20 protein-coding genes are annotated in these 24,942 nt (G+C 63.1%); 9 read left to right on the top strand and 11 right to left on the bottom strand.

Features of this window, described 5'->3' with window-relative positions; all coding sequences use genetic code 11:
- Positions 1-76: 76 nt before the first annotated feature.
- Positions 77-952: a LysR substrate-binding domain-containing protein gene (locus SB756_RS12925; protein ID WP_341796667.1), complete on the top strand. Its 876-nt coding sequence runs from the start codon at positions 77-79 to the stop codon at positions 950-952.
- Between the two features lie 98 nt (positions 953-1,050).
- Here SB756_RS12925 and SB756_RS12920 read toward each other — a convergent pair whose 3' ends face one another.
- Positions 1,051-1,665, bottom strand: coding sequence for an NAD(P)-dependent oxidoreductase (locus tag SB756_RS12920; protein WP_341796668.1), 615 nt, complete (start codon positions 1,663-1,665; stop codon positions 1,051-1,053).
- Between the two features lie 28 nt (positions 1,666-1,693).
- A complete protein-coding gene (locus tag SB756_RS12915) occupies positions 1,694-2,569 on the bottom strand; it encodes an MBL fold metallo-hydrolase (protein ID WP_016498135.1) in 876 nt (291 codons plus the stop codon).
- 102 nt (positions 2,570-2,671) lie between these two features.
- Here SB756_RS12915 and SB756_RS12910 point away from each other — a divergent pair, with 102 nt between their 5' ends.
- Positions 2,672-3,577: a LysR family transcriptional regulator gene (locus SB756_RS12910; protein ID WP_341796669.1), complete on the top strand. Its 906-nt coding sequence runs from the start codon at positions 2,672-2,674 to the stop codon at positions 3,575-3,577.
- A gap of 252 nt (positions 3,578-3,829) precedes the next feature.
- On the opposite strand, the gene SB756_RS12905 is transcribed toward SB756_RS12910, so the two are convergent.
- Positions 3,830-4,699 carry an oxaloacetate decarboxylase gene (locus tag SB756_RS12905; protein WP_016498133.1) on the bottom strand — a complete coding sequence of 290 codons (870 nt, stop codon included), beginning with the start codon at positions 4,697-4,699 and terminating at the stop codon, positions 3,830-3,832.
- A 362-nt stretch (positions 4,700-5,061) separates the two neighbouring features.
- Here SB756_RS12905 and SB756_RS12900 point away from each other — a divergent pair, with 362 nt between their 5' ends.
- Entirely contained in the window at positions 5,062-6,513 is a 1,452-nt protein-coding gene (locus SB756_RS12900; RefSeq protein WP_410910921.1) for an MDR family MFS transporter, read from the top strand.
- A gap of 99 nt (positions 6,514-6,612) precedes the next feature.
- Here SB756_RS12900 and ttgR read toward each other — a convergent pair whose 3' ends face one another.
- Positions 6,613-7,245, bottom strand: a complete 633-nt coding sequence (gene ttgR, locus SB756_RS12895) for an efflux transport transcriptional regulator TtgR (RefSeq protein WP_016488872.1) — start codon at positions 7,243-7,245, stop codon at positions 6,613-6,615.
- Positions 7,246-7,502: 257 nt separating this feature from the next.
- Between ttgR and ttgA the strand changes: the two genes are divergently transcribed.
- The 6 genes from ttgA (at position 7,503) to SB756_RS12865 (ending at position 16,621) form a co-directional block, all read left to right on the top strand.
- The gene (gene ttgA, locus SB756_RS12890; protein WP_341796671.1) at positions 7,503-8,657 is read left to right on the top strand and encodes a toluene efflux RND transporter periplasmic adaptor subunit TtgA; all 1,155 of its coding nucleotides are present in this window, start codon (positions 7,503-7,505) and stop codon (positions 8,655-8,657) included.
- A 3-nt stretch (positions 8,658-8,660) separates the two neighbouring features.
- Positions 8,661-11,813 carry a multidrug efflux RND transporter permease subunit TtgB gene (ttgB, locus tag SB756_RS12885; protein ID WP_410910920.1) on the top strand — a complete coding sequence of 1,051 codons (3,153 nt, stop codon included), beginning with the start codon at positions 8,661-8,663 and terminating at the stop codon, positions 11,811-11,813.
- Positions 11,810-13,264: an AdeC/AdeK/OprM family multidrug efflux complex outer membrane factor gene (locus SB756_RS12880; protein WP_016498128.1), complete on the top strand. Its 1,455-nt coding sequence runs from the start codon at positions 11,810-11,812 to the stop codon at positions 13,262-13,264. The genes ttgB and SB756_RS12880 overlap by 4 nt, the downstream gene beginning before the upstream one ends.
- Positions 13,265-13,582: 318 nt before the next feature.
- Complete coding sequence (locus SB756_RS12875; RefSeq protein WP_016498127.1) at positions 13,583-14,839, top strand: OprD family porin; 1,257 nt, start codon at positions 13,583-13,585, stop codon at positions 14,837-14,839.
- A 202-nt stretch (positions 14,840-15,041) separates the two neighbouring features.
- Positions 15,042-15,965: a LysR family transcriptional regulator gene (locus tag SB756_RS12870; RefSeq protein ID WP_410910919.1), complete on the top strand. Its 924-nt coding sequence runs from the start codon at positions 15,042-15,044 to the stop codon at positions 15,963-15,965.
- A gap of 131 nt (positions 15,966-16,096) precedes the next feature.
- Positions 16,097-16,621, top strand: a complete 525-nt coding sequence (locus SB756_RS12865) for a DUF962 domain-containing protein (protein ID WP_410910918.1) — start codon at positions 16,097-16,099, stop codon at positions 16,619-16,621.
- A gap of 113 nt (positions 16,622-16,734) precedes the next feature.
- Here SB756_RS12865 and pcaC read toward each other — a convergent pair whose 3' ends face one another.
- From pcaC to pcaR, 7 genes are all read right to left on the bottom strand, one after another.
- Positions 16,735-17,130, bottom strand: a complete 396-nt coding sequence (gene pcaC / locus SB756_RS12860) for a 4-carboxymuconolactone decarboxylase (protein WP_016498124.1) — start codon at positions 17,128-17,130, stop codon at positions 16,735-16,737.
- 10 nt (positions 17,131-17,140) lie between these two features.
- On the bottom strand, positions 17,141-17,932 hold the full coding sequence (pcaD, locus tag SB756_RS12855; protein WP_410910917.1) for a 3-oxoadipate enol-lactonase: 792 nt from the start codon (positions 17,930-17,932) through the stop codon (positions 17,141-17,143).
- A gap of 11 nt (positions 17,933-17,943) precedes the next feature.
- Positions 17,944-19,296, bottom strand: a complete 1,353-nt coding sequence (locus tag SB756_RS12850) for a 3-carboxy-cis,cis-muconate cycloisomerase (RefSeq protein ID WP_341796676.1) — start codon at positions 19,294-19,296, stop codon at positions 17,944-17,946.
- Between the two features lie 9 nt (positions 19,297-19,305).
- Complete coding sequence (locus SB756_RS12845) at positions 19,306-20,595, bottom strand: MFS family transporter (RefSeq protein ID WP_341796677.1); 1,290 nt, start codon at positions 20,593-20,595, stop codon at positions 19,306-19,308.
- 185 nt (positions 20,596-20,780) lie between these two features.
- The gene (gene pcaF, locus SB756_RS12840) at positions 20,781-21,983 is read right to left on the bottom strand and encodes a 3-oxoadipyl-CoA thiolase (protein WP_016498120.1); all 1,203 of its coding nucleotides are present in this window, start codon (positions 21,981-21,983) and stop codon (positions 20,781-20,783) included.
- A 260-nt stretch (positions 21,984-22,243) separates the two neighbouring features.
- On the bottom strand, positions 22,244-23,590 hold the full coding sequence (locus tag SB756_RS12835; protein WP_016498119.1) for an MFS transporter: 1,347 nt from the start codon (positions 23,588-23,590) through the stop codon (positions 22,244-22,246).
- Between the two features lie 326 nt (positions 23,591-23,916).
- A complete protein-coding gene (pcaR, locus tag SB756_RS12830) occupies positions 23,917-24,726 on the bottom strand; it encodes a pca regulon transcriptional regulator PcaR (RefSeq protein ID WP_033732052.1) in 810 nt (269 codons plus the stop codon).
- Positions 24,727-24,942: the final 216 nt, after the last annotated feature.

Raw genomic sequence — 24,942 nt, 5'->3', positions numbered from 1 at the left:
TGGACCCAAGCCACGGCTATCGCCACAATGCAAAAAAACACATACTAGCCATGTCCTGTCATCATGGCTTAGTGCGATGAAACGCCTCCCGCCCCTGCCCGCCCTGCACACCTTTCTGGTCACCGCCCAGCACTGCAACTTCACCCGTGCAGGGCAACAGCTGCACATCACCCAAGGCGCCGTCAGCCGCCAGATCGCCGCCCTCGAAGAGCACCTGGGTTATGCCCTGTTCCAGCGCCAGGCCCGCGGGCTTAGCCTGACCCGTGAAGGGCAGGACTGGCTGCCTCGGGTGCAGCAGGTGTTCGCGCTCATCGAGCAAGGCGTGCGTGAAGTGGGTGGGCGCAGCACGACCTTGCAGCTCAAGGCCCCGACGTGCGTGATGCGCTGGCTGCTACCGCGCCTGATGGAATGGCAGGCACTGCGCCCGGATGTACCGGTGGAATTGACCACCACGGTGCAGCATGGGGTGGATTTTCGTCGCGAGGGCTTCGATGCGGCGGTGGTCTACGGCGATGCGCCGAACCACGGGCTGCAGGTGCGCAAGCTGTTCGATGAACAACTTACGCCAGTGTGCGCCCCCTCGCTGCGTGAGGGGCCGATACCGTTGCGCCAGGTGGAAGACCTGGCGCGACACATGCTACTGCACCCCTCGCGGGATGAACATGACTGGCAATTGTGGCTACAGGCCGCTGGGGTGACGTTGGCCACTCATGGGCCGAAGCAGCATTTCGAGACACTGGACATGGCGATGGCCATGGCCTCGCAGGGGACAGGCGTGGCCATCGGCGACTGGTCGCTGATTGGCGATGACTTGCGCGGGGGGCGGCTGTGCATGCCGTTTGCGCTGAAGGTGGTGACCGGGAAAGGGTATTACCTGGTGAGCCAGGCCAGAAGCTTGCCGCCGGGGTTGGTGGAGTTACTGGACTGGCTGGAGAGCCAGGCTAGCCAATAAGGGTCTCTTCGCGGGCGCGCCCGCTCCCACAGGTACAGCCAGGGCCTCGGAGTCTGTGCTGTACCTGTGGGAGCGGGCATGCCCGCGAAGCAGGCGACTCAATACCCGACGGTAAACCGCTGCCGCGAATGCGCCGGCTTTTCCAGCTCGTCGAGCATGGCAATCGCATAGTCGGCAAAGGTGATCCAGCTTTTGCCATCCGCACCGATCAGCAGATGATCCTTGCCCACTTTGTAGCGCCCGCTGCGCTCACCTTCAACAAACTCCGCCGACGGCGAGAGGAAGGTCCAGTCCAGGTTCGGGTCGCGCTGCAACGCTTCCAGAAAACGCACCCCGGCCGTGGCCTCGGCCTTGTAGGCTTCCGGGAAGTCCGGGCTGTCGATCACCCGATGCCCCGACGGCAGCAACAAGCTGCCGGCACCCCCCACCACCAGCAGGCGCTTTACCCCGGCCCGCTTGACCGGCTCGATGATGGCATGCGGCTCGATGGTCGAGAAATGCGCCGCGCTCACCACTACGTCCACACCCGTTACCGCCGCTTGCAGGGCGGCACTGTCCTTGGCATCCAGCGCCTTGACGGTCACCCCTTCACGCCCCTGCAGTGGCGAAGGGTCGCGGGCGATGGCCAGCACACTGTGGCCACGGCGCAGGGCTTCTTCCAGCAACTGGCTACCAGCGCGGCCAGTGGCACCGATGATTGCGATCTTGCTCATGGGAACACTCTCCATCAATTGAACGGAATTACCACTTCATCTCGCCCTTGGCGACCTTGGCCCCGAGCTCCAGCGAGCTTTCATCGGCCAGGCCCGGGTAACGCTGCTTCATGGCCTCGATCAGCGCGTTGGCGTCTTTCGCCTTGGCGGTTTCAGCATCGAACCCACGAATGTAGTCTGCAGTGAAGCGAACAGCTTTCAGTGAACGGCTGCTGTCTCCCAGGTAGTGCCCAGGGATGACCGTGCGTGGCCCCAGCGCTTCGATATGCGCCAATGTGCCAAGCCAGTCGGCGTGGGACTTGGCCGATTGAGTATCGGCCATCCACACATGAATGTTCTCGGCCACCACCACGCCACCCACCACCGCCTTGATTGACGGGATCCACACGAAGCTGCGGTCTGGCTGCGGGCCGTCCAGGCCAACCACGTCGAGGGCTTGCCCTTCCAGTGTCAGGCGCTGGCCTTCGAGCACCTGCGGCACCACCAGTCGCGCCGGTTTGTCTGCCCCCATCTGCGGCCCCCAGTACGCCAGCTTGGCATCCATGGTCTGGCGGATATGTGCAACCGTGGCGGCAGAGGCCAGCACCTTGGCGTCGGGGAAGGCCTGGGTCAGGGTGTCCAGGCCAAAGTAATAGTCCGGGTCGCCGTGACTGATGTAGATGGTGGTCAGGTGTTTGCCGCCAGCCTGCAGGCGCTGCACCAGTTGCTGGGCCTGGGCCTTGCCGAACTGGGCATCGACCAGCACGGCATCGTGCTCGCCACTGACAATCACCGAGCTGACCGGGAAAATGGCCGCGTGCCCGGGGTTGTAGACGTCCAGTTGCAACGGTTCGGCAGCCAGCGCCGGGCCGGCCAGGGTCACGCAGGCCAGTAGCAGGCCACGCAGGGGGGTGAACAGGGACATGGGCAAGGCCTTCAGTTGAACGATGCCCAGCAGCTTAGTTGCCCGATCCGTTGCAAAAAATGCGATGCTCGAACATAGTTTGTTTCTAAAACCGGGCAAATCATGGACCGTCTCAACGCCATGCGCGTTTTCGTCACCGTCGTCGACCTGGGCAGCCAGTCAGCAGCGGCAGACCATCTGCAGCTGTCTCGCCCCGTGGTGTCGCGTTACCTGGCAGAGCTGGAGGACTGGGTTGGCGCGCGGCTCATGCAGCGCACCACTCGCAAACTCAGCCTCACCGCAGCCGGCCAGGAAACCCTGCCCCGCTGCCGGCAACTACTGGAACTGGCCGGCGACCTGCAGGCCGCAGTGCAGCAGCCGGATGACGCGCCAAAAGGCGCGCTGCGCATCAGCGTCAGCACCTCGTTCGGCCAGGCGCAGCTGGTGGACGCGGTGGCTGCCTATGTGCGGCGCTATCCTGGGGTGAAGGTGGAACTGCAAATGCTCGACCGCACCGTCAACCTGGTGGATGAACGCATCGACCTGGCCATCCGCACCAGCAACGAGCTGGACCCCAACCTGATCGCCCGGCGCCTGAGCGTGTGCCGCTCGGTGGTGTGCGCGTCCCCGGCCTACCTGAGCGAGCACGGCGTGCCGCAACGGGTCGAGGACCTGAGCCGGCACAACTGCCTGACCCATGCCTATTTCGGCCATAGCCTTTGGCAGTTCGAGGTAGCCGGCCAGCCGGTCGCCGTACCGGTCGCGGGAAACATCAGCGCCAACGAAGCAATGACATTGCAGAAGGCGGCACTGGCCGGCGCTGGCATCGCCATGCTGCCGAGCTACCAGACCGCCGACGCCCTGCGCAGGGGCGAACTGGTGCGCCTCCTACCCGAAGCGCAGCCGCGTACACTGAACCTGAATGCGGTTTATACGTCGCGCAAGCACATGCCGGCGACCTTGCGCAGCATGCTGGATTTTCTGGTGCAGCGGTTCAAGGACGAACCGGAGTGGGATCGGCATCTGTGACGCTTGAATTGGCCTAAGCTGGAAGGTATCACCTAGCGCTGTAACAGGAGGTGAGTACCATGGGCATCAAGTCCAGAAGAGTCGCCCTCGTCATGGCCCTGACGGCCGTCGCAGGGCTGTACGGTTCTGCCTGCTGGCGCGCCGAGCTGCTACGCAGCCAGCCCAGCGCCGCAGCCAGCTGCGAGCAGGCACATTGCGTGCCTCACACTGCAACCTTGAGCGCCGTCCGTTGAGTTGACGGCGCCCTGCCGGTCACTCTTCGACGCTCATGTATTCCTTGGCCCAGCGGATGTAATCCTCGGGCTGGGTGTAGGTGTGCGAGAGTTCGGTGGCGCTCAGGTTTTCCGACTTGTTCTGCTTGCCACGCTGCAAGCGCAGGCAATCGTAAGTGGCCTTGATCGCAGCGAAGTAGGCGCCATGGCCGTCGACTGCGATACGCACACCCAGGCGCGCCAGGCGTTCATCGTCATGCAGGTTGGGGTTGCCATAGGTGACCAGCATCAGCGGCACCGTCAGGTGCTCGGCAATCTGCTCGAGCTGCTCGAAGTCCTTCACGCCCACCATGCAGATGCCATCGGCACCGGCCTTCTGGTAGCTCTGGGTGCGCACGATGATTTCTTCGGTGGTGAGCACGCCAGCGTTGGTGCGGGCGATGATCGACAACGACGAATCGACCCGTGCCTCCAGCGCCGCACGAATCTTGCCAACGCCTTCCTCGACCGGGATCAGGTCAGTGGACTTGCGCCCGAACTGGGCAGGCAGCAAGGTGTCCTCGATGGTCAGCCCGGCCACGCCGGCGCGCTCCAGTTCGATCACCGTGCGCATCACGTTCAGCGCGTTGCCGTAGCCGTGGTCGGCATCAGCCAGCACGGGCAATTGCGCTACCCGGCCAATACGGGTGGCCTGCTCGACGAACTCGCTGAGGGTAATCAGGGCGAAGTCCGGCGCGGCCAGTACCTGCAACGAAGCGACAGACCCCCCCAGGATGCCGACCTCGAAGCCCAGGTCTGCGGCAATGCGTGCCGACATCGGGTCGAACACCGATGCCGTGTGGTAACAGGAACCTGAAGCGAGCAGTTCGCGGAAGGCAAAACGCAGATCTTGATGGGAAGCCTTGGGCATGATCACTCCGCAAATAAGTTGAAATTTGAACGGTAACTACCGACCCCTGTAATCGGGTCTACCTGACCTGTTCCAACCGTCGCCATCTGGGCGGTCATGCTCGACATGCAGGCAGAGGAATAAAAGGTGTGGGAGACAGCGGGCTGAAAAACCTGCGGCATATTGTTGCACCAAGCTGGTGCAAGCCCCGGATTTCAGCCCCTGTGGCATACCAACGATATCACGCAGCCATGCTGCACTGGATGAATGCGCCAATGCCGATTCGGCATAGGGGATGCAGATAGTACATAGGAAGCTACCTAACTCAGGTTACAATCCGACTTGCCCGCGAAGAGGCCGCCACAGACAAACAAGGTATTCCCGTGACCGCCGCCCTGCCCCCCACCACACTGCGCAATGTGCTGACCGCCCTGATGCTGGCGATCTTCCTCGGCGCACTGGACCAGACCATCGTCGCCGTTTCGCTGCCCGCGATCTCGGCTCAGTTCAACGATGTCGGCCTGCTGGCGTGGGTCATCTCCGGCTACATGGTGGCCATGACCGTGGCCGTGCCGATTTACGGCAAGCTGGGTGACCTCTACGGGCGGCGGCGGATGATCCTGACCGGCATCAGCCTGTTCACCCTGGCCTCGATCGCCTGCGCCCTGGCCCAGGACATGCAGCAACTGGTGCTGGCCCGGGTACTGCAGGGCATTGGCGCGGGCGGCATGGTTTCGGTCAGCCAGGCAATCATCGGCGACTTCGTGCCCCCGCGTGAACGCGGCCGCTACCAGGGCTATTTCAGCAGCATGTATGCAGTGGCGAGTGTCGCCGGGCCGGTGCTGGGAGGATGGTTGACCGAGTACCTGTCATGGCGCTGGGTGTTCTGGATCAACCTGCCGCTGGGGCTGGTTGCCTTGTGGGCGATCCACCGGGCCCTGGGCGGCATGCCGGCGCAGCGCCGCGAGGCACAGGTGGACTACCTCGGCGCCGTGCTGCTGATCCTCGGCCTGGGCAGCCTGTTACTGGGCATCACCCTGGTTGGCCAGGGCCACGCCTGGGTTGACCCGGCCGTAGTGGCCCTGTTCGCCTGCGCCGTGCTTGGCCTGGCGCTGTTCATCATTCATGAGCGCCGCTGCCCGGAGCCGCTGCTGCCCTTGGGCCTGTTCGGCAACCGGGTGGCGGTGCTGTGCTGGGGCGTGATCTTTTTCGCCAGCTTCCAGTCGATTTCGCTGACCATGCTCATGCCGTTGCGCTACCAGGGCATCACCGGCGCCGGTGCCGACAGCGCCGCCCTGCACCTGCTGCCACTGGCGATGGGGCTGCCCCTGGGCGCCTTCACCGGCGGGCGCATGACCAGCCGCACCGGGCGCTACAAGCCGCAGATTCTGGCGGGCGCACTGCTGATGCCAGTGGCCATTTTTGCCATGGCGCTGACCCCGCCGCAGTCTGGGTGGCTCAGTGCATTGTTCATGCTGCTGACCGGCATTGCCTGCGGGTTGCAGTTCCCGACATCGCTGGTGGGCACGCAAAGCGCGGTGGACAGCAAGGACATCGGGGTGGCCACCAGCACCACCAACCTGTTCCGTTCGCTGGGCGGGGCGATGGGCGTGGCCTGCATGTCCAGCCTGCTGCTGGCGCTGCTGCACCAAGGCGGGTTCGAAATGCTGGGGAATCCATTGCTGGGGAGCCTGAAGGCCGGGGAGGTGGACCTGGTGACGCAGGGCCGGTTGACGGAGACGTTCCGGCATTTGCTGATGGGGAGTGCGCTGGTTGCGGTGCTGGGGGTGTTTGCGGCATTTGCGCTGCCCGACCGGCAATTACGCGGCCGCTGAAGGGTGCGCTGTTCCTGTGCTTCGTTCAGGGCACCCCGGAAGTATTAATCCTCTCTTAATACAGACGGGAAACACTCCCTCACAATCCTTCACAAAGTGTCATTTGCGCAGCGCCGGGCTCAAGCGCAGCATATCCAGCCCGGTGTCGACCCATTTTTCGACATCACCCAACAGATCGACACTGTCCGGCAGCAACAACCAGCGCCCGATCAGGCCATCGACATAGGCAAACATGGCCACCGCCGCGCGCTCCACGTCCAGCTCGCCAGGCAACTGGCCCCGGCGCACGGCATTGGCCAACGCCAGGGCAATGCCCTTGTGGCAATCCAGCACTGCGCCTTGGCGCTGCTGGCGAATTTCACACATGTCATCGGTGAACTCGCACTTGTGATGCAGGATTTCATTGATACGCCGGGTTCGGGCATCGAGCACAAGCTCGTTGAACACTTGCAACAGCAGCTTGCGCATGCAGCCAAGCGGGTCGACTTCGTCCTCGCTTTCACTCGCCCGCGCCAAGTGGTCATGGGTTTCGTGCAGGCTGTCGAGCAACGCCTGCACCAGCTCTGCCTTGTTGTTGAAATGCCAGTAGATCGCCCCGCGCGTCACACCCGCCAGCTCGGCGATGTCGGCCAGGGTGGTTCGCGCAACCCCGCGCTTGTAGAAGGCCTTTTCCGCCGCCTCGATGATCTGGGCGCGGGTTTCCTGGGCTTCTTCTTTGGTTCGACGGACCATGGCAGTACAACCTCATCTGGCCCGAACGCGCGGCGCGTGCGGGGGACGCTCCGGGGCTCCTCTGCAGGGAACCTCGCGGATGAGCTAATCAAGAGCTGTGGCAGTACCTGAGTACAACCCAGCGGTATTTACAAACAACCATGAATGTAAGTATATTCCTTAGCAAGCTATTTATCCACCGGATAGCAATTTTTCCAGATCAAGATCTCTTCCATTACTCTTGAGCGTCTCCCTGCTCCAGCGACCCGAGGATCCTCATGCAATTCAAGCCAGCCGTTACCGCTCTGGTTTCCGCCGTCGCCCTGGCAACCCTGCTCAGTGGCTGTAAGAAAGAAGAAGCAGCGCCAGCGGCGCAGGCTCCTCAGGTCGGCGTGGTTACCCTTCAGCCGCAAGCCTTCACCCTGACCTCGGAACTGCCGGGGCGTACCAGTGCCTACCGGGTCGCCGAAGTGCGCCCGCAGGTCAACGGCATCATCCTCAAGCGCCTGTTCAAGGAAGGCAGTGAGGTGAAGGAAGGCCAGCAGCTGTACCAGATCGACCCTGCCGTGTACGAAGCCAACCTGGCCAACGCCCAGGCCAACTTGCAAGCTACTCGCTCCCTGGCCGAGCGCTACAAGCAGCTGATCGACGAACAGGCGGTGTCCAAGCAGGAATACGACGACGCCAATGCCAAACGATTGCAGGCCGATGCCTCGCTCAAAAGCGCCCAGATCGACCTGCGCTACACCAAGGTGCTGGCGCCCATCAGTGGTCGCATCGGCCGCTCGTCGTTTACCGAAGGCGCGCTGGTGAGCAATGGCCAGACCAACGCCATGGCCACCATCCAGCAGCTCGACCCGATCTACGTCGACGTCACCCAGTCCACCGCCGAGCTGCTGAAGCTGCGCCGTGAACTGGAAAGCGGCCAACTGCAGAAGTCTGGCGCCAACACCGCATCGGTTCAGCTGGTGCTGGAAGACGGCAGCCTGTTCAAGCAGGAAGGTCGCCTGGAGTTTTCCGAAGTGGCGGTCGACGAGACCACCGGCTCGGTGACCCTGCGTGCCATCTTCCCCAACCCGGACCACACCCTGCTGCCAGGCATGTTCGTGCATGCGCGGCTCAAGGCCGGGGTCAACAGCCAAGCCATCCTGGCACCGCAACAGGGCGTGACGCGCGACCTCAAAGGCGCCCCAACCGCCCTGGTGGTCAACCAGGAGAACAAGGTCGAACTGCGCCAGCTGAAGGCCAGCCGTACCCTGGGCAGCGACTGGCTGATCGAGGAAGGCCTCAACCCAGGCGACCGCCTGATCACCGAAGGGCTGCAGTACGTGCGCCCGGGCGTCGAGGTCAAGGTCAGCGAAGCCACCAACGTCAAGAAGCCGGGCAGCCCTGATCAGGCCAACGCGGCGAAAGCAGACGCCAAAGCGGAGTAAACCATGTCGAAGTTCTTTATCGATCGCCCGATCTTCGCCTGGGTGATCGCCTTGGTGATCATGCTGGTCGGCGCCTTGTCGATCCTGAAGCTGCCTATCAACCAGTACCCCAGCATCGCGCCGCCGGCCATCGCCATCGCCGTGACCTACCCGGGCGCCTCGGCGCAAACCGTGCAGGACACCGTGGTGCAGGTGATCGAGCAGCAGCTCAACGGTATCGACAACCTGCGTTATGTGTCGTCGGAAAGCAACTCCGACGGCAGCATGACCATTACTGCCACCTTCGAACAAGGCACCAACCCCGACACCGCCCAGGTCCAGGTACAGAACAAGCTGAACCTGGCCACCCCATTGCTGCCGCAGGAAGTGCAGCAGCAAGGTATCCGCGTCACCAAGGCAGTGAAAAACTTCCTGCTGGTGATCGGCCTGGTGTCCGAAGACGGCAGCATGACCAAGGACGACCTGGCCAACTACATCGTCTCCAACATGCAGGACCCGATCTCGCGTACTGCGGGTGTGGGTGACTTCCAGGTGTTCGGTGCGCAGTACGCCATGCGTATCTGGCTCGATCCGGCCAAGCTGAACAAGTTCCAGCTGACCCCGGTCGACGTCAAGACCGCCGTGGCCGCCCAGAACGTGCAGGTTTCGTCCGGCCAGCTCGGCGGCCTGCCAGCCCTGCCTGGTACCCAGCTGAACGCCACCATCATCGGCAAGACCCGCCTGCAAACCGCCGAGCAGTTCGAGAAGATCCTGCTCAAGGTCAACAAGGATGGCTCCCAGGTACGACTGGGTGACGTCGCGCAAGTGGGCCTGGGCGGTGAAAACTACGCGGTCAGCGCCCAGTTCAACGGCAAGCCGGCTTCCGGCCTGGCCGTAAAACTGGCTACCGGCGCCAACGCGCTGGACACCGCCAAGGCACTGCGCGAGACCATCAAAGGCCTGGAACCGTTCTTCCCGCCTGGCGTGAAAGCGGTATTCCCGTACGACACCACCCCGGTGGTCACCGAATCGATCAGCGGTGTGATCCACACCCTGATCGAAGCCGTGGTCCTGGTGTTCCTGGTGATGTACCTGTTCCTGCAGAACTTCCGCGCCACCATCATCACCACCATGACCGTACCGGTGGTGTTGCTGGGTACGTTCGGCATCCTTGCCGCCGCAGGCTTCAGTATCAACACCCTGACCATGTTCGCCATGGTCCTGGCCATCGGCTTGCTGGTGGACGACGCCATCGTCGTGGTGGAGAACGTCGAACGGGTCATGTCCGAGGAAGGGTTACCGCCCAAGGAGGCGACCAAACGTTCGATGGAACAGATCCAGGGCGCCCTGGTGGGTATTGCCCTGGTACTGTCGGCGGTACTGCTGCCCATGGCGTTCTTCGGTGGTTCCACAGGTGTGATCTACCGGCAGTTCTCCATCACCATCGTGTCGGCCATGGGCCTCTCGGTGCTGGTAGCGCTTATCTTCACCCCGGCACTGTGCGCCACCATGCTCAAGCCGCTGAAGAAAGGTGAGCACCACACTGCCAAAGGCGGGTTCTTTGGCTGGTTCAACCGCAACTTCGACCGCAGCGTGAACGGCTACGAGCGCAGCGTGGGCACGATCCTGCGCAACAAGGTACCGTTCCTGCTCGGCTACGCGCTGATCGTGGTCGGCATGATCTGGCTGTTCACCCGCATCCCTACTGCTTTCCTCCCGGAAGAAGACCAGGGCGTACTGTTTGCCCAGGTACAGACCCCGGCCGGCTCCAGTGCCGAACGTACGCAGGTTGTGGTTGACCAGATGCGTGAGTACCTGTTGAAGGAAGAGGCCGACACCGTGGCATCGGTGTTCACTGTCAACGGCTTCAACTTCGCCGGCCGCGGCCAGAGCTCGGGCATGGCGTTCATCATGCTCAAGCCGTGGGGTGAACGCTCCAAGGAAAACAGTGTGTTCGCCCTGGCCGAACGTGCCCAGAAGCACTTCTTCACCTTCCGCGACGCAATGGTGTTCGCCTTCGCGCCGCCTGCGGTACTCGAACTGGGTAATGCTACCGGCTTCGACGTGTTCCTGCAGGACCGCGGTGGTGTCGGCCATGCCAAACTCATGGAAGCGCGCAACCAGTTCCTGGCAAAGGCCGCACAAAGCAAGGTGCTCAGCGCCGTGCGCCCGAACGGCCTGAACGATGAGCCGCAGTACCAGCTGACTATCGATGACGAACGTGCAAGCGCCCTGGGCGTGACCATTGCCGACATCAACAACACCCTGTCGATTGCGCTGGGTGCCAGCTATGTCAACGACTTCATCGACCGTGGCCGAGTCAAGAAGGTGTACATCCAGGGCGAACCAAACGCGCGGATGAGCCCGGAAGACCTGCAGAAGTGGTACGTGCGCAACGGTGCAGGCGAAATGGTCCCGTTCTCGTCGTTCGCCAAAGGCGAGTGGACGTACGGTTCGCCCAAGCTGTCCCGGTACAACGGCGTAGAGGCGATGGAAATCCTGGGTGCTCCGGCCCCGGGCTACAGTACCGGTGATGCCATGGCCGAGGTGGAACGCATCGCGGGCGAGTTGCCGGACGGTATCGGCTTCTCCTGGACCGGCATGTCTTACGAGGAAAAACTCTCCGGCTCGCAGATGCCGGCACTGTTCGCCCTCTCTGTGCTGTTCGTGTTCCTGTGCCTGGCTGCACTGTATGAAAGCTGGTCGATCCCGATCGCCGTCGTGCTGGTAGTACCGCTGGGTATCATCGGTGCACTGATCGCCACCAGCCTGCGCGGGCTGTCCAACGACACGTACTTCCTGGTCGGCCTGTTGACCACCATCGGTCTGGCGGCGAAAAACGCCATTTTGATCGTCGAGTTCGCCAAGGAACTGCACGAGCAAGGCCGCAGCCTGTACGACGCAGCGATCGAAGCGTGCCGCATGCGTCTGCGCCCGATCATCATGACCTCGCTGGCGTTCATCCTCGGCGTGGTACCGTTGACCATCGCCAGCGGCGCCGGCGCCGGCAGCCAGCACGCCATTGGTACTGGCGTGATCGGCGGCATGATCAGTGCGACCGTGCTTGCTATCTTCTGGGTACCACTGTTCTTCGTCGCAGTGTCGTCGCTGTTCGGCAGCAAAGAGCCGGAAAAAGACGCCACCCCTGAAACTCCACGTTATGAGGCTGGGCAATGACCAAGTCTTTGTTGTCCCTGGCGGTAACCGCTTTCATTCTTGGCGGCTGCTCGCTGATCCCTGACTACCAGACCCCGGAAGCGCCGGTGGCAGCGCAGTGGCCGCAAGGCCCTGCGTACTCGCCGACGCAATCGGCAGACGTTGCTGCCGCCGAACAGGGCTGGCGCCAGTTCTTCCACGACCCGGCACTGCAACAGCTGATCCAGACTTCGCTGGTCAACAACCGCGACCTGCGCGTCGCGGCGCTGAACCTCGACGCTTACCGCGCGCAGTACCGCATCCAGCGTGCCGACCTGTTCCCGGCGGTTTCGGCCACCGGCAGCGGCAGCCGCCAACGCGTACCGGCGAACATGTCGCAAACCGGCGAATCTGGCATCACCAGCCAGTACTCGGCCACCTTGGGCGTCAGCGCTTATGAGCTGGACCTGTTCGGCCGTGTGCGCAGCCTGACCGAGCAGGCGCTGGAAACCTACCTGTCCAGCGAGCAGGCGCGTCGCTCCACGCAAATCGCCCTGGTGGCCAGCGTGGCCAACGCCTACTACACCTGGCAGGCCGACCAGGCCCTGTTCAAGCTGACCGAAGAAACGCTGAAGACCTACGAGCAAAGCTACAACCTCACCCGTCGCAGCAATGAAGTCGGCGTGGCTTCTGCCCTCGACGTCAGCCAGGCGCGCACCGCTGTGGAAGGCGCCCGGGTCAAGTACTCGCAGTACCAGCGCCTGGTCGCCCAGGACGTCAACAGCCTGACCGTGCTGCTGGGTACCGGCGTTCCTGCCAACCTGGCGAAGCCGCTGGAGCTCAACGCCGACCAGCTGGCCGAAGTGCCGGCCGGCCTGCCGTCGGACATCCTCCAGCGTCGCCCGGACATCCAGGAAGCCGAGCACCTGCTCAAGGCCGCCAATGCCAACATTGGTGCCGCCCGTGCAGCGTTCTTCCCGAGCATCAGCCTGACCGCCAACGCTGGCAGCCTGAGCCCCGACATGGGTCACCTGTTCGCCGGTGGCCAAGGCACCTGGCTGTTCCAGCCGCAGATCAACCTGCCGATCTTCAACGCCGGCAGCCTGAAGGCCAGCCTGGACTACTCGAAGATCCAGAAGGACATAAACGTCGCCAAGTACGAAAAAACCATCCAGACCGCCTTCCAGGAAGTCTCCGATGGCCTGGCGGCGCGCAAGACCTTCGAAGAGCAGCTGCAGGCCCAGCGCGACCTGGTGCAGGCGAACCAGGATTACTACCGCCTGGCTGAGCGCCGTTACCGCATCGGGATCGACAGCAACCTGACCTTCCTCGACGCCCAGCGCAACCTGTTCAGCGCCCAACAGTCGCTGATTACCGACCGCCTTTCGCAGCTGACCAGCGAGGTCAATCTGTACAAGGCGCTCGGCGGTGGCTGGTATGAGCAGACCGGGCAGGCCAACCAGCAGGCATCGGTGCAAGCACCGAAAGGCTGATTGAGTTTGTAGCAGCATCGAGCCCACCTTTACGGTGGGCTTTTTGTTTGTCGCTGCCAGTGCAGGGCTCGTAGGCAAGGGTTCATCGAGGCATCGAACCGCCGCGAAACGTCTGTCAAAGCAAAACAATTAACCAGCTGGAACATTCCGTTCGATTATCGCCCCGTTCCGTTTGCGGCGAATTGCCTCACCCCCGCACTACCCCGCAACATCCGCTTACGCAACGTTGCCCAAGTTCATCAAAAAAAAGACCCGCACCTGCAGGCTTGATCCAGCAGTGCACCGGCTCGCCCCATAAAAACAAGAGATCCACGACAGATGAGCACTTTGCAACCCGCACGCCAGCTGCTGCCCGGCCTGTTGGCCATGTCCTGCGCCCTCCCCGTCTTCGCCGCCAACGAAGGTGGTTTCATGGAAGACGCCAAGGCCACCCTCAACCTGCGCAACTTCTATATCAATCGCAATTTCGTCGACCCGGCCAACCCGCAGGGCAAGGCCGAAGAATGGACGCAAAGCTTCATTCTTGACGCCCGCTCCGGCTTCACCCAAGGCACCGTCGGTTTCGGGGTGGACGTGCTGGGCCTGTACTCGGTCAAGCTCGACGGCGGCAAAGGCACCACCAACACACACCTGCTGCCCGTGCATGACGACGGCCGCCCGGCCGATGACTTCGGCCGCCTGGGTGTGGCACTGAAAGCCAAGTTGTCCGAAACCGAGCTGAAAGTCGGTGAATGGATGCCGGTACTGCCCATCCTGCGCTCGGACGATGGCCGCTCGCTGCCGCAAACCTTCCGTGGTGGCCAGTTGACCTCCAAGGAAATTGCCGGCCTGACGCTGTACGCCGGGCAGTTCCGCGGTAACAGCCCGCGCAACGACGCCAGCATGGAAGACATGTCGATGAACGGCAAAGGCGCGTTCACCTCCGATCGTTTCAACTTCGGCGGTGGTGAGTACACCTTCAACGACAAGCGCACCATGATCGGCCTGTGGGATGCCCAGCTCAAGGACATCTACCGTCAGCAATACCTCAACCTGACGCACAGCCAGCCGCTGGGCGACTGGACCCTGGGCGCCAACCTGGGCTACTTCATCGGCAAGGAAGACGGCGCAGAGCGCGCCGGCAAGCTGGATAACCGCACCGCCTCGGCCATGCTTTCGGCGCGTTACCAGGGCCACACCTTCTACGTCGGCCTGCAAAAGGTCAGCGGCGACGACGCCTGGATGCGGGTCAACGGTACCAGCGGCGGCACTCTGGCCAACGACAGCTACAACTCCAGCTTCGACAATGCCAAGGAGCGTTCCTGGCAAGTGCGCCATGACTTCAACTTCGCTACCGTTGGCGTGCCTGGGCTGACCCTGATGAACCGCTACATCAAGGGTGAAAACGTCACCGTGGGCAGCGTGGATGATGGCAAGGAATGGGCTCGCGAGACCGAACTGGCCTATGTGGTGCAGTCGGGGAGCTTGAAGGACCTGTCGGTGAAATGGCGCAACTCCACCATGCGCCGGGACTTCAGTACCAACGCCTTTGACGAGAACCGGCTGATCGTGAGTTACCCGCTGAATCTCCTTTGAATGCTTCGCGGGCACGCCCGCTCCCACAGGGATTGCACCAGCCTTGAATTCTGCGCCCTACCTGTGGGAGCGGGCATGCCCGCGAAGAGGCCAGAAGCCCTTGCAAATAACCAAAAGAAATAACCAAATCCATAAACCTTCTTGGACGACATAAGCTGTAACAGCTTGAATAGGGCCCTGATCCCCGCCCCAGAGCCGTGACATGGACCTCCGCCAGCTGCGTTACTTCATCGCCCTCACCGAATACCGCAGTTTCGTCCGTGCCGCCGAGGCCATGGGCATCACTCAACCCGCCTTCAGCCGCGCCATCCAGGGCCTCGAACACACGTTCGGCTGCCCGCTGGTGGACCGCGCCAGCAAAGCCCTGCTGCCAACCCCCGAGGGCCTGGTGGTACTGCAGCACGCCCGCCGCCTGGTGCAGGGTGCCGCGCAACTGAGCAACGAAGTACTGCAAATGACCAAGCTCGACGCCGGCGAGCTGCATTTCGGCAGTGGCCCGGCGCTGGCCGTGCGCCTGGTCCCCGACGCCTTGCGCCATTTCATCGAACGCCACCCGGGCATCCGCACCTCGCTGCTGGTAGATAATGCCGAACGCCTGGGCCAGGCCCTGCGCCGTGAACAGATCGAGTTTTTCGTCGACGATATCCGACCGTTCGAAGCCGACCCCAATTTCCACACCGAGCCCCTGTCGCCACGGCCCGGCCTGTTCTTCTGCCGGCCTGGCCACCCGTTGCTGGCCAAGGACAGCCTGTCGACCAACGACCTGTTCAGCTACCCGCTGGCCAGCGCCCTGCTCGCCCCCGGCGTGCGCAAGCGCCTGGCCAACCTGAGCGGGCGCAGCGACTTCATCCCGCACCTGCAGACCGAGCACCTGGCGATACTGCGCAGCGTGGTGCAGGCCAGCGACGCCATTGGCACGGCCAGCGAGGAGGCCGTGGCCGAAGACCTGGCCACCGGCACACTGGTGCGCCTGCACTGGCGCAACCTGCCGCCGGCGCTGGAGGTACTGAGCGTGCGCTGCGGCGTGGTCAGCCGTAGCGGTTACCGGTTGTCGCCGGCGGCGCGGGCGATGATCGAGACACTGGTAGGGCTGGATACGCCGGTACGGGCTGCTGCCATTCGCTGAGCTGATGATAGTAGTAGCTGCGGGCTATCCTGAGCTATATGGGTTACCAGTGCCGGCCCTTTCGCGGGTTCACCCGCGAAGGGCCGGTACAGGCAATACACCTAGATCAGGCACACCAGGGAGGCACAACAATGAAAACCCTCGTCGACCACCTGAGCCAATACGCCAGCTACCACCGCGACCCACGCAACATCGCCACCCACTTCGCAGGCATCCCGATGATCGTGTTGGCAGTCACCATCCTGCTGTCACGCCCAGGCTGGGAAATAGTTGGCATGTGGCTGTCCCCTGCCCTGCTGGCAGCGGCGGCTTCGGTGTGGTTTTACCTGCGCCTGGACCTGCGCTTCGGGCTGGTGATGGGGCTGTTGCTGGGACTGTGCCTGTGGGTCGGCCAGGTGCTGGCAGTACAGACGACAACACTGTGGCTCAGCGCCGGGCTGGGGGCATTCCTGGTGGGCTGGATCATCCAGTTCGTCGGCCATTACTACGAAGGCCGCAAACCTGCATTTGTCGACGATGTCAGCGGGCTGATCATCGGGCCGCTGTTCGTGGTGGCAGAAGCGGCATTCATGCTCGGCCTGTGCCCGAACCTGAAACACGCCGTAGAAAACAACGCAGGCCCGGTAGCCATGCGTCAGAAGAATACGGTCATGTAAACATTCCATGGCCCTATCGCCTGCAAGCCAGCTCCCACAGGGAGTGCACTGCCCTCAGGCCTGATGCAATCCCTGTGGGAGCTGGCTTGCCGGCGATAGGGCCAGTGCAGGCATTACTGCTGTCGAGACTCTACACCCAGTTCATCCCACACCGACTCAGCCAAGTGGAACGTGGCATTGGCCGCCGGGATGCCGCAATAGATCGCGCTCTGCATCAGCACTTCCTTGATCTCTTCGCGGGTCACGCCATTGTTGGCTGCGGCGCGCAGGTGCAGTTTCAGTTCATCATTGCGGTTCATGCCGATCAGCATGGCGATGGTGATCAGGCTGCGGGTATGGCGCGGCAGGCCGGGGCGGGTCCAGATATCACCCCAGGCGTGGCGGGTGATCATCTCCTGGAACTCGCCGTTGAAGTCATTGAGCTTTTCCAGGCTACGGTCCACGTGGGCATCGCCAAGTACCGCACGGCGCACTTGCATGCCCGCGTCGTAACGTTGTTTCTCATCCATGGCGTTGTCCTCAGTGAGCCAGCAGGAAGTCGAGCACGCGGCGGCTGAACGCCTCACCGATTTCGACGTTGGACAGGTGCGCTGCCGGGAAGTCGACGTACTCGGCACCTTTGATACCGGCCTGCATGAAGCGGCCATGTGCAGGGGTGGTGACCACGTCTTCGGTGCCAGCAACGATCAGCGCGGGCACCTGGATGCGGCCCAGTTGCTCACGGTAATCGGCATCACGCACCGCTGCGCAGTTGGCGGCATAACCTTGCGGGCTGGTGTGCGCCAGCATCTGGCAAATGCGCTGGGCTTGCTCAGGCTGGGCCTGGACGAAGCCCGGGGTGAACCAGCGGGCGATAGAGCCATCGCGCAGGTCGACCATGGCCTGCTGGCCACCCTTGAGCACGGTGTCGATACGGGGGTTCCACACCTCGTCACTGGCGATCTTGGCGGCGGTGTTGCACAGGGTCAGGCTGTGCAGGCGCTCACCGGCGTTGATGCCCAACCACTGGCCGATCAGGCCACCCATCGACAGGCCGACGAAATGCGCTTTCTGGATGTCCAGGCCATCAAGGAGGGCGAGCACGTCACCGCCCAGCTGTTCGATGGTGTAAGGGCCTTCGGTGACCAACGATGCGCCGTGGCCACGGGTGTCGTAGCGCAGCACGCGAAAGTGCTGGCTCCACAGCGGAATCTGGGTGTCCCACATGCCCAGGTCGGTGCCCAGCGAGTTGGACAGGACCAGCACCGGAGCGTTTTCCGGGCCATCGATCTGGTAGTTCAAAACGCCATCGGCCAGTTGCAAATGCGCCACAGCAGTCTCCTTCAGGCAGTGAAATGTTGATGTTCGGATACGGCGCGCGCGACCCAGACGCGGGCTTGGCCCAGGTAATGGGCAGGGTCGAGCAGGCGATCAAGTTCTTCGGCAGACAGCTCGGCACTGACCTGCGGGTCATCACCCAGCACCGCACGCAGGTGGCGCTGTTCGGCCACGGCGCGCTGGCAGCATTGTTCCAGCAAGTGGTGGGCACGGTCGCGGCCCAGGCGTTGGGCCAGGACGATACTCACCGCTTCTGCCAGCACCAGCCCTTGGGTCAGGTCGAGGTTACGGCGCATGCGCGCTGCGTCCACTTCCACGCCCTCGGCAATCACCTGGGCCTGGCGCAGCGCGCCGGAGACCAGGCAGCAGATGTCCGGGAGGGTTTCCCATTCGGCATGCCACAGGCCCAGGCTGCGCTCGTGCTCCTGGGGCATGGCGGCGAACAGCGTCGATACCAGCCCCGGCACGCGGGTCGCGGCACCGATCAGCACCGCAGCGCCCACCGGGTTGCGCTTGTGTGGCATGGTCGAAGAGCCGCCCTTGCCTGGTGCGGAAGGCTCGAATACCTCCCCCGCCTCGGTTTGCATCAGCAGGCTGACATCGCGGCCGAACTTGCCCAGGCTGCCGGCCACAAGGCCAAGCACCGAGGCAAACTCTACCAGGCGATCACGCTGGGTGTGCCAGGGTTGCTCGGGCAGGGTCAGCTTCAGTTGCTCGGCCAGGGCCTCGGCCACCGGCATCGCCTTGCTGCCCAGAGCGGCCAGGCTGCCCGAGGCGCCGCCGAACTGCAGCACCAACAGGCGCGGGCGCAGCTCTTGCAGGCGCTGACGGTGGCGGGTCAATGCCCCCAGCACGCCAGCCAGTTTCATGCCCAGGGTCACCGGGGTAGCGTGTTGCAGCCAGGTGCGGCCCACCATTGGCGTATCGGCGTGCTTCAAGGCCTGCTGCGACAGGGTATCGGCCAGTTTGCCCAGGTCCGCTTCGATCAGGTCGAGGGCATCGCGCAACTGCAACACCAGACCGGTGTCCATCGCGTCCTGGCTGGTGGCGCCCAGGTGCACATAGCGCTCGGCCTCGGGCACGCCACTGGCAATCACCCTGCCCAACGCCTTCACCAGCGGGATTGCCGAGTTGCCAGCGGTTGCGATGGCATTGGCCAGCGCCCCCACGTCATAGCGCTCGGCCTTGCATGCCGCCTCGATGGCGGCCACGGCGCTGTGCGGGACCAGCCCCACAGCAGCTTCGGCACGGGCCAGCGCGGCTTCGAAATCGAGCATGCCCTGTAAGCGGCCACGGTCGGAGAAAATCTCGCGCATGGCCGGCGCGGTGAAGTAGGCGTCGAACAGTTGGTTGGTCATGCCACGTCCTTAGTCATCGTGGTGCAGGTACGCGGCCTGCCTCGGCAGGCGCAGGCTGAACAGGAAGGCAATCGCCATCATGGCCGTCACGTACCAGTAGAAAGTGTTTTCCATGCCCAGGGTCTTCAGGCCCAAGGCCACGTACTCGGCGGAGCCGCCAAATGCCGCGTTGGCCACTGCGTAGGCCAGGCCTACACCCAGCGCACGTACTTGTGGCGGGAACATCTCGGCCTTCACCAGGCCGCTGATCGAGGTGTAGAAACTGACAATACACAACGCCAGGCTGATCAGCACGAAGGCCATGAACGGACTGGTGACTGTTTTCAGCGCCATCAGCAGCGGCACGGTGCACAAGGTCCCGAGCGCGCCAAACAGCAGCATCGAATTGCGTCGGCCGATGCGGTCGGACAGCATGCCGAAGAACGGCTGCACCACCATGAACAGGAACAGCGCGCCGGTCATCACGTAGCTGGCGTTTTTCGCCGTCATACCCGCGGTGTTGACCAGGTACTTCTGCATGTAGGTGGTGAAGGTGTAGAAGATCAGCGAGCCGCCGGCGGTGTAGCCAAGCACGGTGATGAAGGCCGCCGCATGGTTGCGGAACAGGCCCTTGATGGTGCCTGCATCTTTGTCGTTGCGGGTTTCGGCGCTGCTGGTCTCGTGCAGCGAGCGGCGCAACATCAACGAGATCAGCGCGGCGATGGCCCCTACCACGAATGGAATGCGCCAGCCCCAGGCACGCAGTTCATCCTCAGTCAGCAACTGCTGCAGGATCACCACCACCAGCACCGCCAGCAACTGCCCACCAATCAGGGTGACGTACTGGAACGAGGCAAAGAAGCCACGCTGCCCACGCAGGGCCACTTCACTCATGTAGGTGGCGGTGGTGCCGTATTCGCCACCCACCGACAGGCCCTGGATCAGGCGGGCCAGCAACAGCAGCGCCGGGGCCCAGGTGCCGATGCTGTCATAGGTGGGCAGGCAGGCGATCATCAGGGAGCCGAAGCACATCATCAGCACCGAGATCATCAGGGAATTCTTGCGACCATGGCGGTCAGCGAGGCGGCCGAAGATCCAGCCACCGATGGGGCGCATCAAAAACCCTGCGGCGAACACACCAGCCGTGTTCAACAGCTGGACGGTAGGGTCGTCGGAAGGGAAGAAGGCCGGGGCGAAGTAGATTGCGCAGAAGGCGTAGACGTAGAAGTCGAACCATTCCACCAGGTTGCCTGAGGAGGCACCGACGATAGCGAAGATGCGCTTGCTGCGTTCTTCGCCGGTGTAATAGGTTGAGGTCATGACGGTTTTACTCCTGGAGGGTCCTAGGTAAGTCTAGACATACCTGGTAACACACTCGTTCCGCTATCTGGCTGGCAATTGGCCTTATGTCGAAGCTACCGGCCCTATCGCGGGCAAGCCCGCTCCTACAGGGAGAGCGTGGTTCCTTGTAGGAGCGGGCTTGCCCGCGATAGGGCCGGTACAGGTCAAACCCGCTCGATGGCCAGCGCCAGACCTTGTCCGACACCCACACACATGGTCGCCAGGCCCTTGCGCCCGCCACTTTTCTCCAGCTGATGCAGCGCAGTCAGCACCAGGCGCGCACCGCTCATGCCCAGCGGGTGCCCCAGGGCGATTGCGCCGCCATTAGGGTTCACCTGCGGCGCATCGTCGGCCACACCCAGCTCACGCAGCACCGCCAGGCCTTGGCTGGCAAAGGCTTCGTTGAGCTCGATCACGTCGAAATCACTTACCGCCACACCCAGGCGCTCGGTCAGTTTACGCACCGCCGGCACCGGGCCAATGCCCATCACCCGTGGTGCAACACCGCCGCTGGCCATGCCCAGTACCCGGGCACGCGGGGTCAGGCCGTGCTTCTTCACCGCTTCTGCCGACGCCAGGATCAGCGCCGCAGCACCGTCGTTCACGCCCGAGGCGTTGCCGGCGGTGACCGTCTTGTCCGGGCCGTTGACCGGCTTGAGCTTGGTCAGCGCCTCCAGCGTGGTTTCCGGGCGCAGGTGCTCGTCACGCTCGACGATGGTTTCGCCCTTCTTGTGGGCAATGCGCACCGGCACGATCTCTTCGGCGAAGAAGCCGGCAGCCTGGGCGGCTGCAGCCTTCTGCTGGCTGCGCAGGGCGAAAGCGTCCTGGTCAGCGCGCGAAACCTGGTAATCATCGGCTACGTTATCGGCGGTTTCCGGCATGGAGTCCACACCGTACTGGCTCTTCATCAGCGGGTTGATGAAGCGCCAGCCGATGGTAGTGTCTTCCAGCTTCATGTTGCGCGAATAGCCGCTTTCAGCCTTACCCATGACGAACGGAGCGCGCGACATCGACTCGACGCCGCCGGCAATCGCCAGCTCCATTTCGCCGCTGGCGATGGCGCGGAAGGCAGTGCCGATGGCATCCATGCCCGATGCGCACAGGCGGTTCAGGGTGACGCCCGGGATGCTCTCCGGCAGGCCGGCCAGCAGCAGCGCCATGCGCGCCACGTTGCGGTTGTCTTCACCGGCCTGGTTAGCGCAGCCGAAGAACACTTCATCAACCTGGTCCCACTGCACCGCAGGGTTGCGCTCGATCAGCGCTTTCAGCGGCACGGCAGCCAGGTCGTCGGCACGCACACCCGCCAGGGCGCCGCCGAAGCGGCCGATGGGGGTGCGGATGGCGTCACAGATAAATACGTCGCGCATTAGGCTTCTCCTGCCACTGGCCATGGGCCGCGGCGGTACGTGTGGAGGCTACTGGTCAGGGTGCTTCGATGAGCTCAGATTAAGGAGAGTAGCGGTAGGCTTACAATCCGATAATCGACTATTTGTGCGATTATCGAACTATTTGTTGCGCTGCTACTAATCTGCAGGCCGGGCTGCTGCGCAGCCCTATCGCGACACAAGGCCGCTCCCTGTAGGAGCAGCCTTGTACTGCGAAGGGTCCACAAAGTGGCCCCCGCTTCTCAGGTCGCGTCGGCGTGGCTGACCAACCCTTTGACGATCACACCTACGGTCGCCAGCGCCGCAGGCACCAGCAACGCGGTCAGCACCTGCTCGAAGTTCCAGCCCAGGCCCAGTAGCGTTGCGCCGCTCCAGGCCCCCAGAATCGCACCAAAGCGGCCGATACCCAGCATCCACGATACACCCGTGGCACGGCCCTGGGTCGGGTAGAAGCGTGCCGCCAGCGACGGCATTGCCGATTGCGCGCCGTTCACGCACATGCCGGCGATCAGCACCAACGTGGCCAACACGGTGATGTTGCCCAGGCTCTGCCCCACGGCGTAGGCGAACACCCCAGCCAGCAGGTAGAAAATGCCGATCACCTTGTGTGGGTTGTAACGGTCCATGGCCCAGCCCACACCCACGGCACTCAGCACGCCGCCGAACTGGAACAACGCACCGATGAATGCGGCCTGCTCCATGCTCGCGCCGCTATCACGCATCAGGGTTGGCAACCAGCTGGTCAGCAGGTAGACGATTACCAGGCCCATGAAGTAGGTCAGCCACAGCAGCATGGTGCCCAGGCCATAAGTGCCGGAGAAAATCACCGCAAACACGCTGCGCGCGGCCACGGCCTTTTGCTCTGGCACGCTAAAGCTGCCCGCCTCGGCCACCACCTGCGGCGCAATGGGCGAGAGGGTCTTGCGGATCTTGTCGGTACCACGGTTGCGCACCACCAGGAACCGCGCCGACTCCGGCAACCACACCATCAACACCAGCGCCAGCAGCAGTGGCAGCACGCCGCCGATCACCAGCAGGCTGTGCCAGCCATAGGCCGGGATCATCTTGGCGGAAATGAAGCCACCACCGGCCATGCCCAGGTTGAAGCCGCAGAACATGCTGGTCACCAGCAGCGACTTGAGGCGTTCGGGGGTGTATTCGGACAGCAGCGTGGTGGCATTGGGCATGCCGGCACCCAGGCCCAGGCCAGTCAGGAAGCGCAGCACCAGCAACTGGTCGACGTTGGTGGCATAGGCCGAGGCCAGGCTGAAACCGCCAAACACCAGCACCGCGCCCACCAGCACACCTTTGCGGCCGAAGCGGTCAGCCAACGGCCCGGAGCCCAGGGCACCGAACACCATGCCGATCAATGCGGCGCTCATCACCGGGCCAAGGCTGGCCCGGTCGATGCCCCACTCCTGCGACAGCGCCGGGGCGATGAAGCCCATGGCGGCCGTGTCCAGGCCGTCGAGGAAGACGATCAGAAAGCACAGCAACACGACCCGCCACTGGTAGCGGGACAGCGGCTGCTGGTTGATGAATGACTGGACGTCGAGGCTTTTGCCGACGCTGTTTTGTGCTTGGTTCATTGTTGTTATCCAGAATGTAGGGCACAGCCAGACCACTGCACACGGGCAACCGGTACAGGGGACGATGATTGGGGAATATGGCCTGCGTCAGCCTGGATACAACGGTACTGCGTGCGGGTGCGGCCGCAGCAATAAGTGGACAGTATTCATGGTAAGTGCCTCTTGTATTTTTTGTTCGGTCGGCTTGGCCGACCGTTGCGAGAGACATTAATCAGCGGGCGGCGGTGGCGCAATTCGCCCGGAGCGACACTGTGCGTTTATCGCACAAGAAACCGTTTTGCCTGTTCTAAATGTGAAAGGGGGCCGCTTGGCGCCCCCCTGCAATCTCAGCCAAACAACTGATGGCAAAGGTCCCGGCTGGCCGCCAGCAGGATCGGCAGGAAGCGCTGTTCCAGCTCGCTACGCGTCACCCGACCCACATGGGTGCTCACGTTCAGCGCCGCCAACACCTGCCCCGACGCGTCGTAGATCGGCACGGCAATCGAACGCAGCCCCTGCTCCAGCTCCTGGTCCACCACGCACCAGCCCTGGGCGCGCACCTGCTGGATGCAGGCGAACAGTGACTCAGGGTCATGCAGCGTACGGCTGGTGCGCGCTTTCAGGTCGGCACGCTCCAGGTATTCACGCAGGCTGGTGTCGTCCATCGCCGCCAGCAGGATGCGCCCCATCGATGTGCAATAGGCCGGCAGGCGCCCGCCCACCGACAAGTCGACCGATATCAGCCGCTCCACCGTGGCCGAACGGGCTATATAAAGAATGTCGTCGCCTTCGAGGGTGGCCATGTTGGCCGCTTCGTGCAGTTGGTCACTGATACGGTCCAGATAAGGCTGGGCAGAAATCGCCAACGGCGTCGACGACAGGTAGGCATGCCCCAACGTCAATACTTTGGGCAGCAGCGAATAGGTACGCCCGTCGGAGGTGGCGTAACCCAGCTTGATCAGCGTGTGCAGGCAACGGCGCACCGCTGCGCGAGGGATTTCGGTGCGGTGGCTGATCTGGGCGATGGTCAGGTGGCGCTTGCGCTCCTGAAAGGCCTGGATCACGGCCAGGCCACGTGCCAGGGAGGTCATGAAGTCGGGATCGCCGGTAAACGCCTGGATGCGCTTGGCCGGGGAAGCCACGATCGGCGGCGCCATGGCGGCCGAAGCGGGTCGCGCCGGCTCTGGATTGACCGGATCGTTGACCAGGGTTTCGTCACTCATCGCACACCTCAAAAAAAACGCCCGTTCGTGCGATTATCGAACAAACGGCCGATAATCGCAATTGACCGCTGACACTTTTGCTTATACCTTTCTCCTGCCACTTGTGGCTTCTTTGGAGAGACTGGTCAGGTACCCACCGTAGAAGTCCCC

It is taken from the genome of Pseudomonas sp. SIMBA_068 (assembly GCF_046534705.1).
GTDB lineage: Bacteria > Pseudomonadota > Gammaproteobacteria > Pseudomonadales > Pseudomonadaceae > Aquipseudomonas > Aquipseudomonas putida.
Note: the sequence above shows the minus strand (reverse complement) of the source record. Positions and strands in the feature narration are given on the sequence as shown.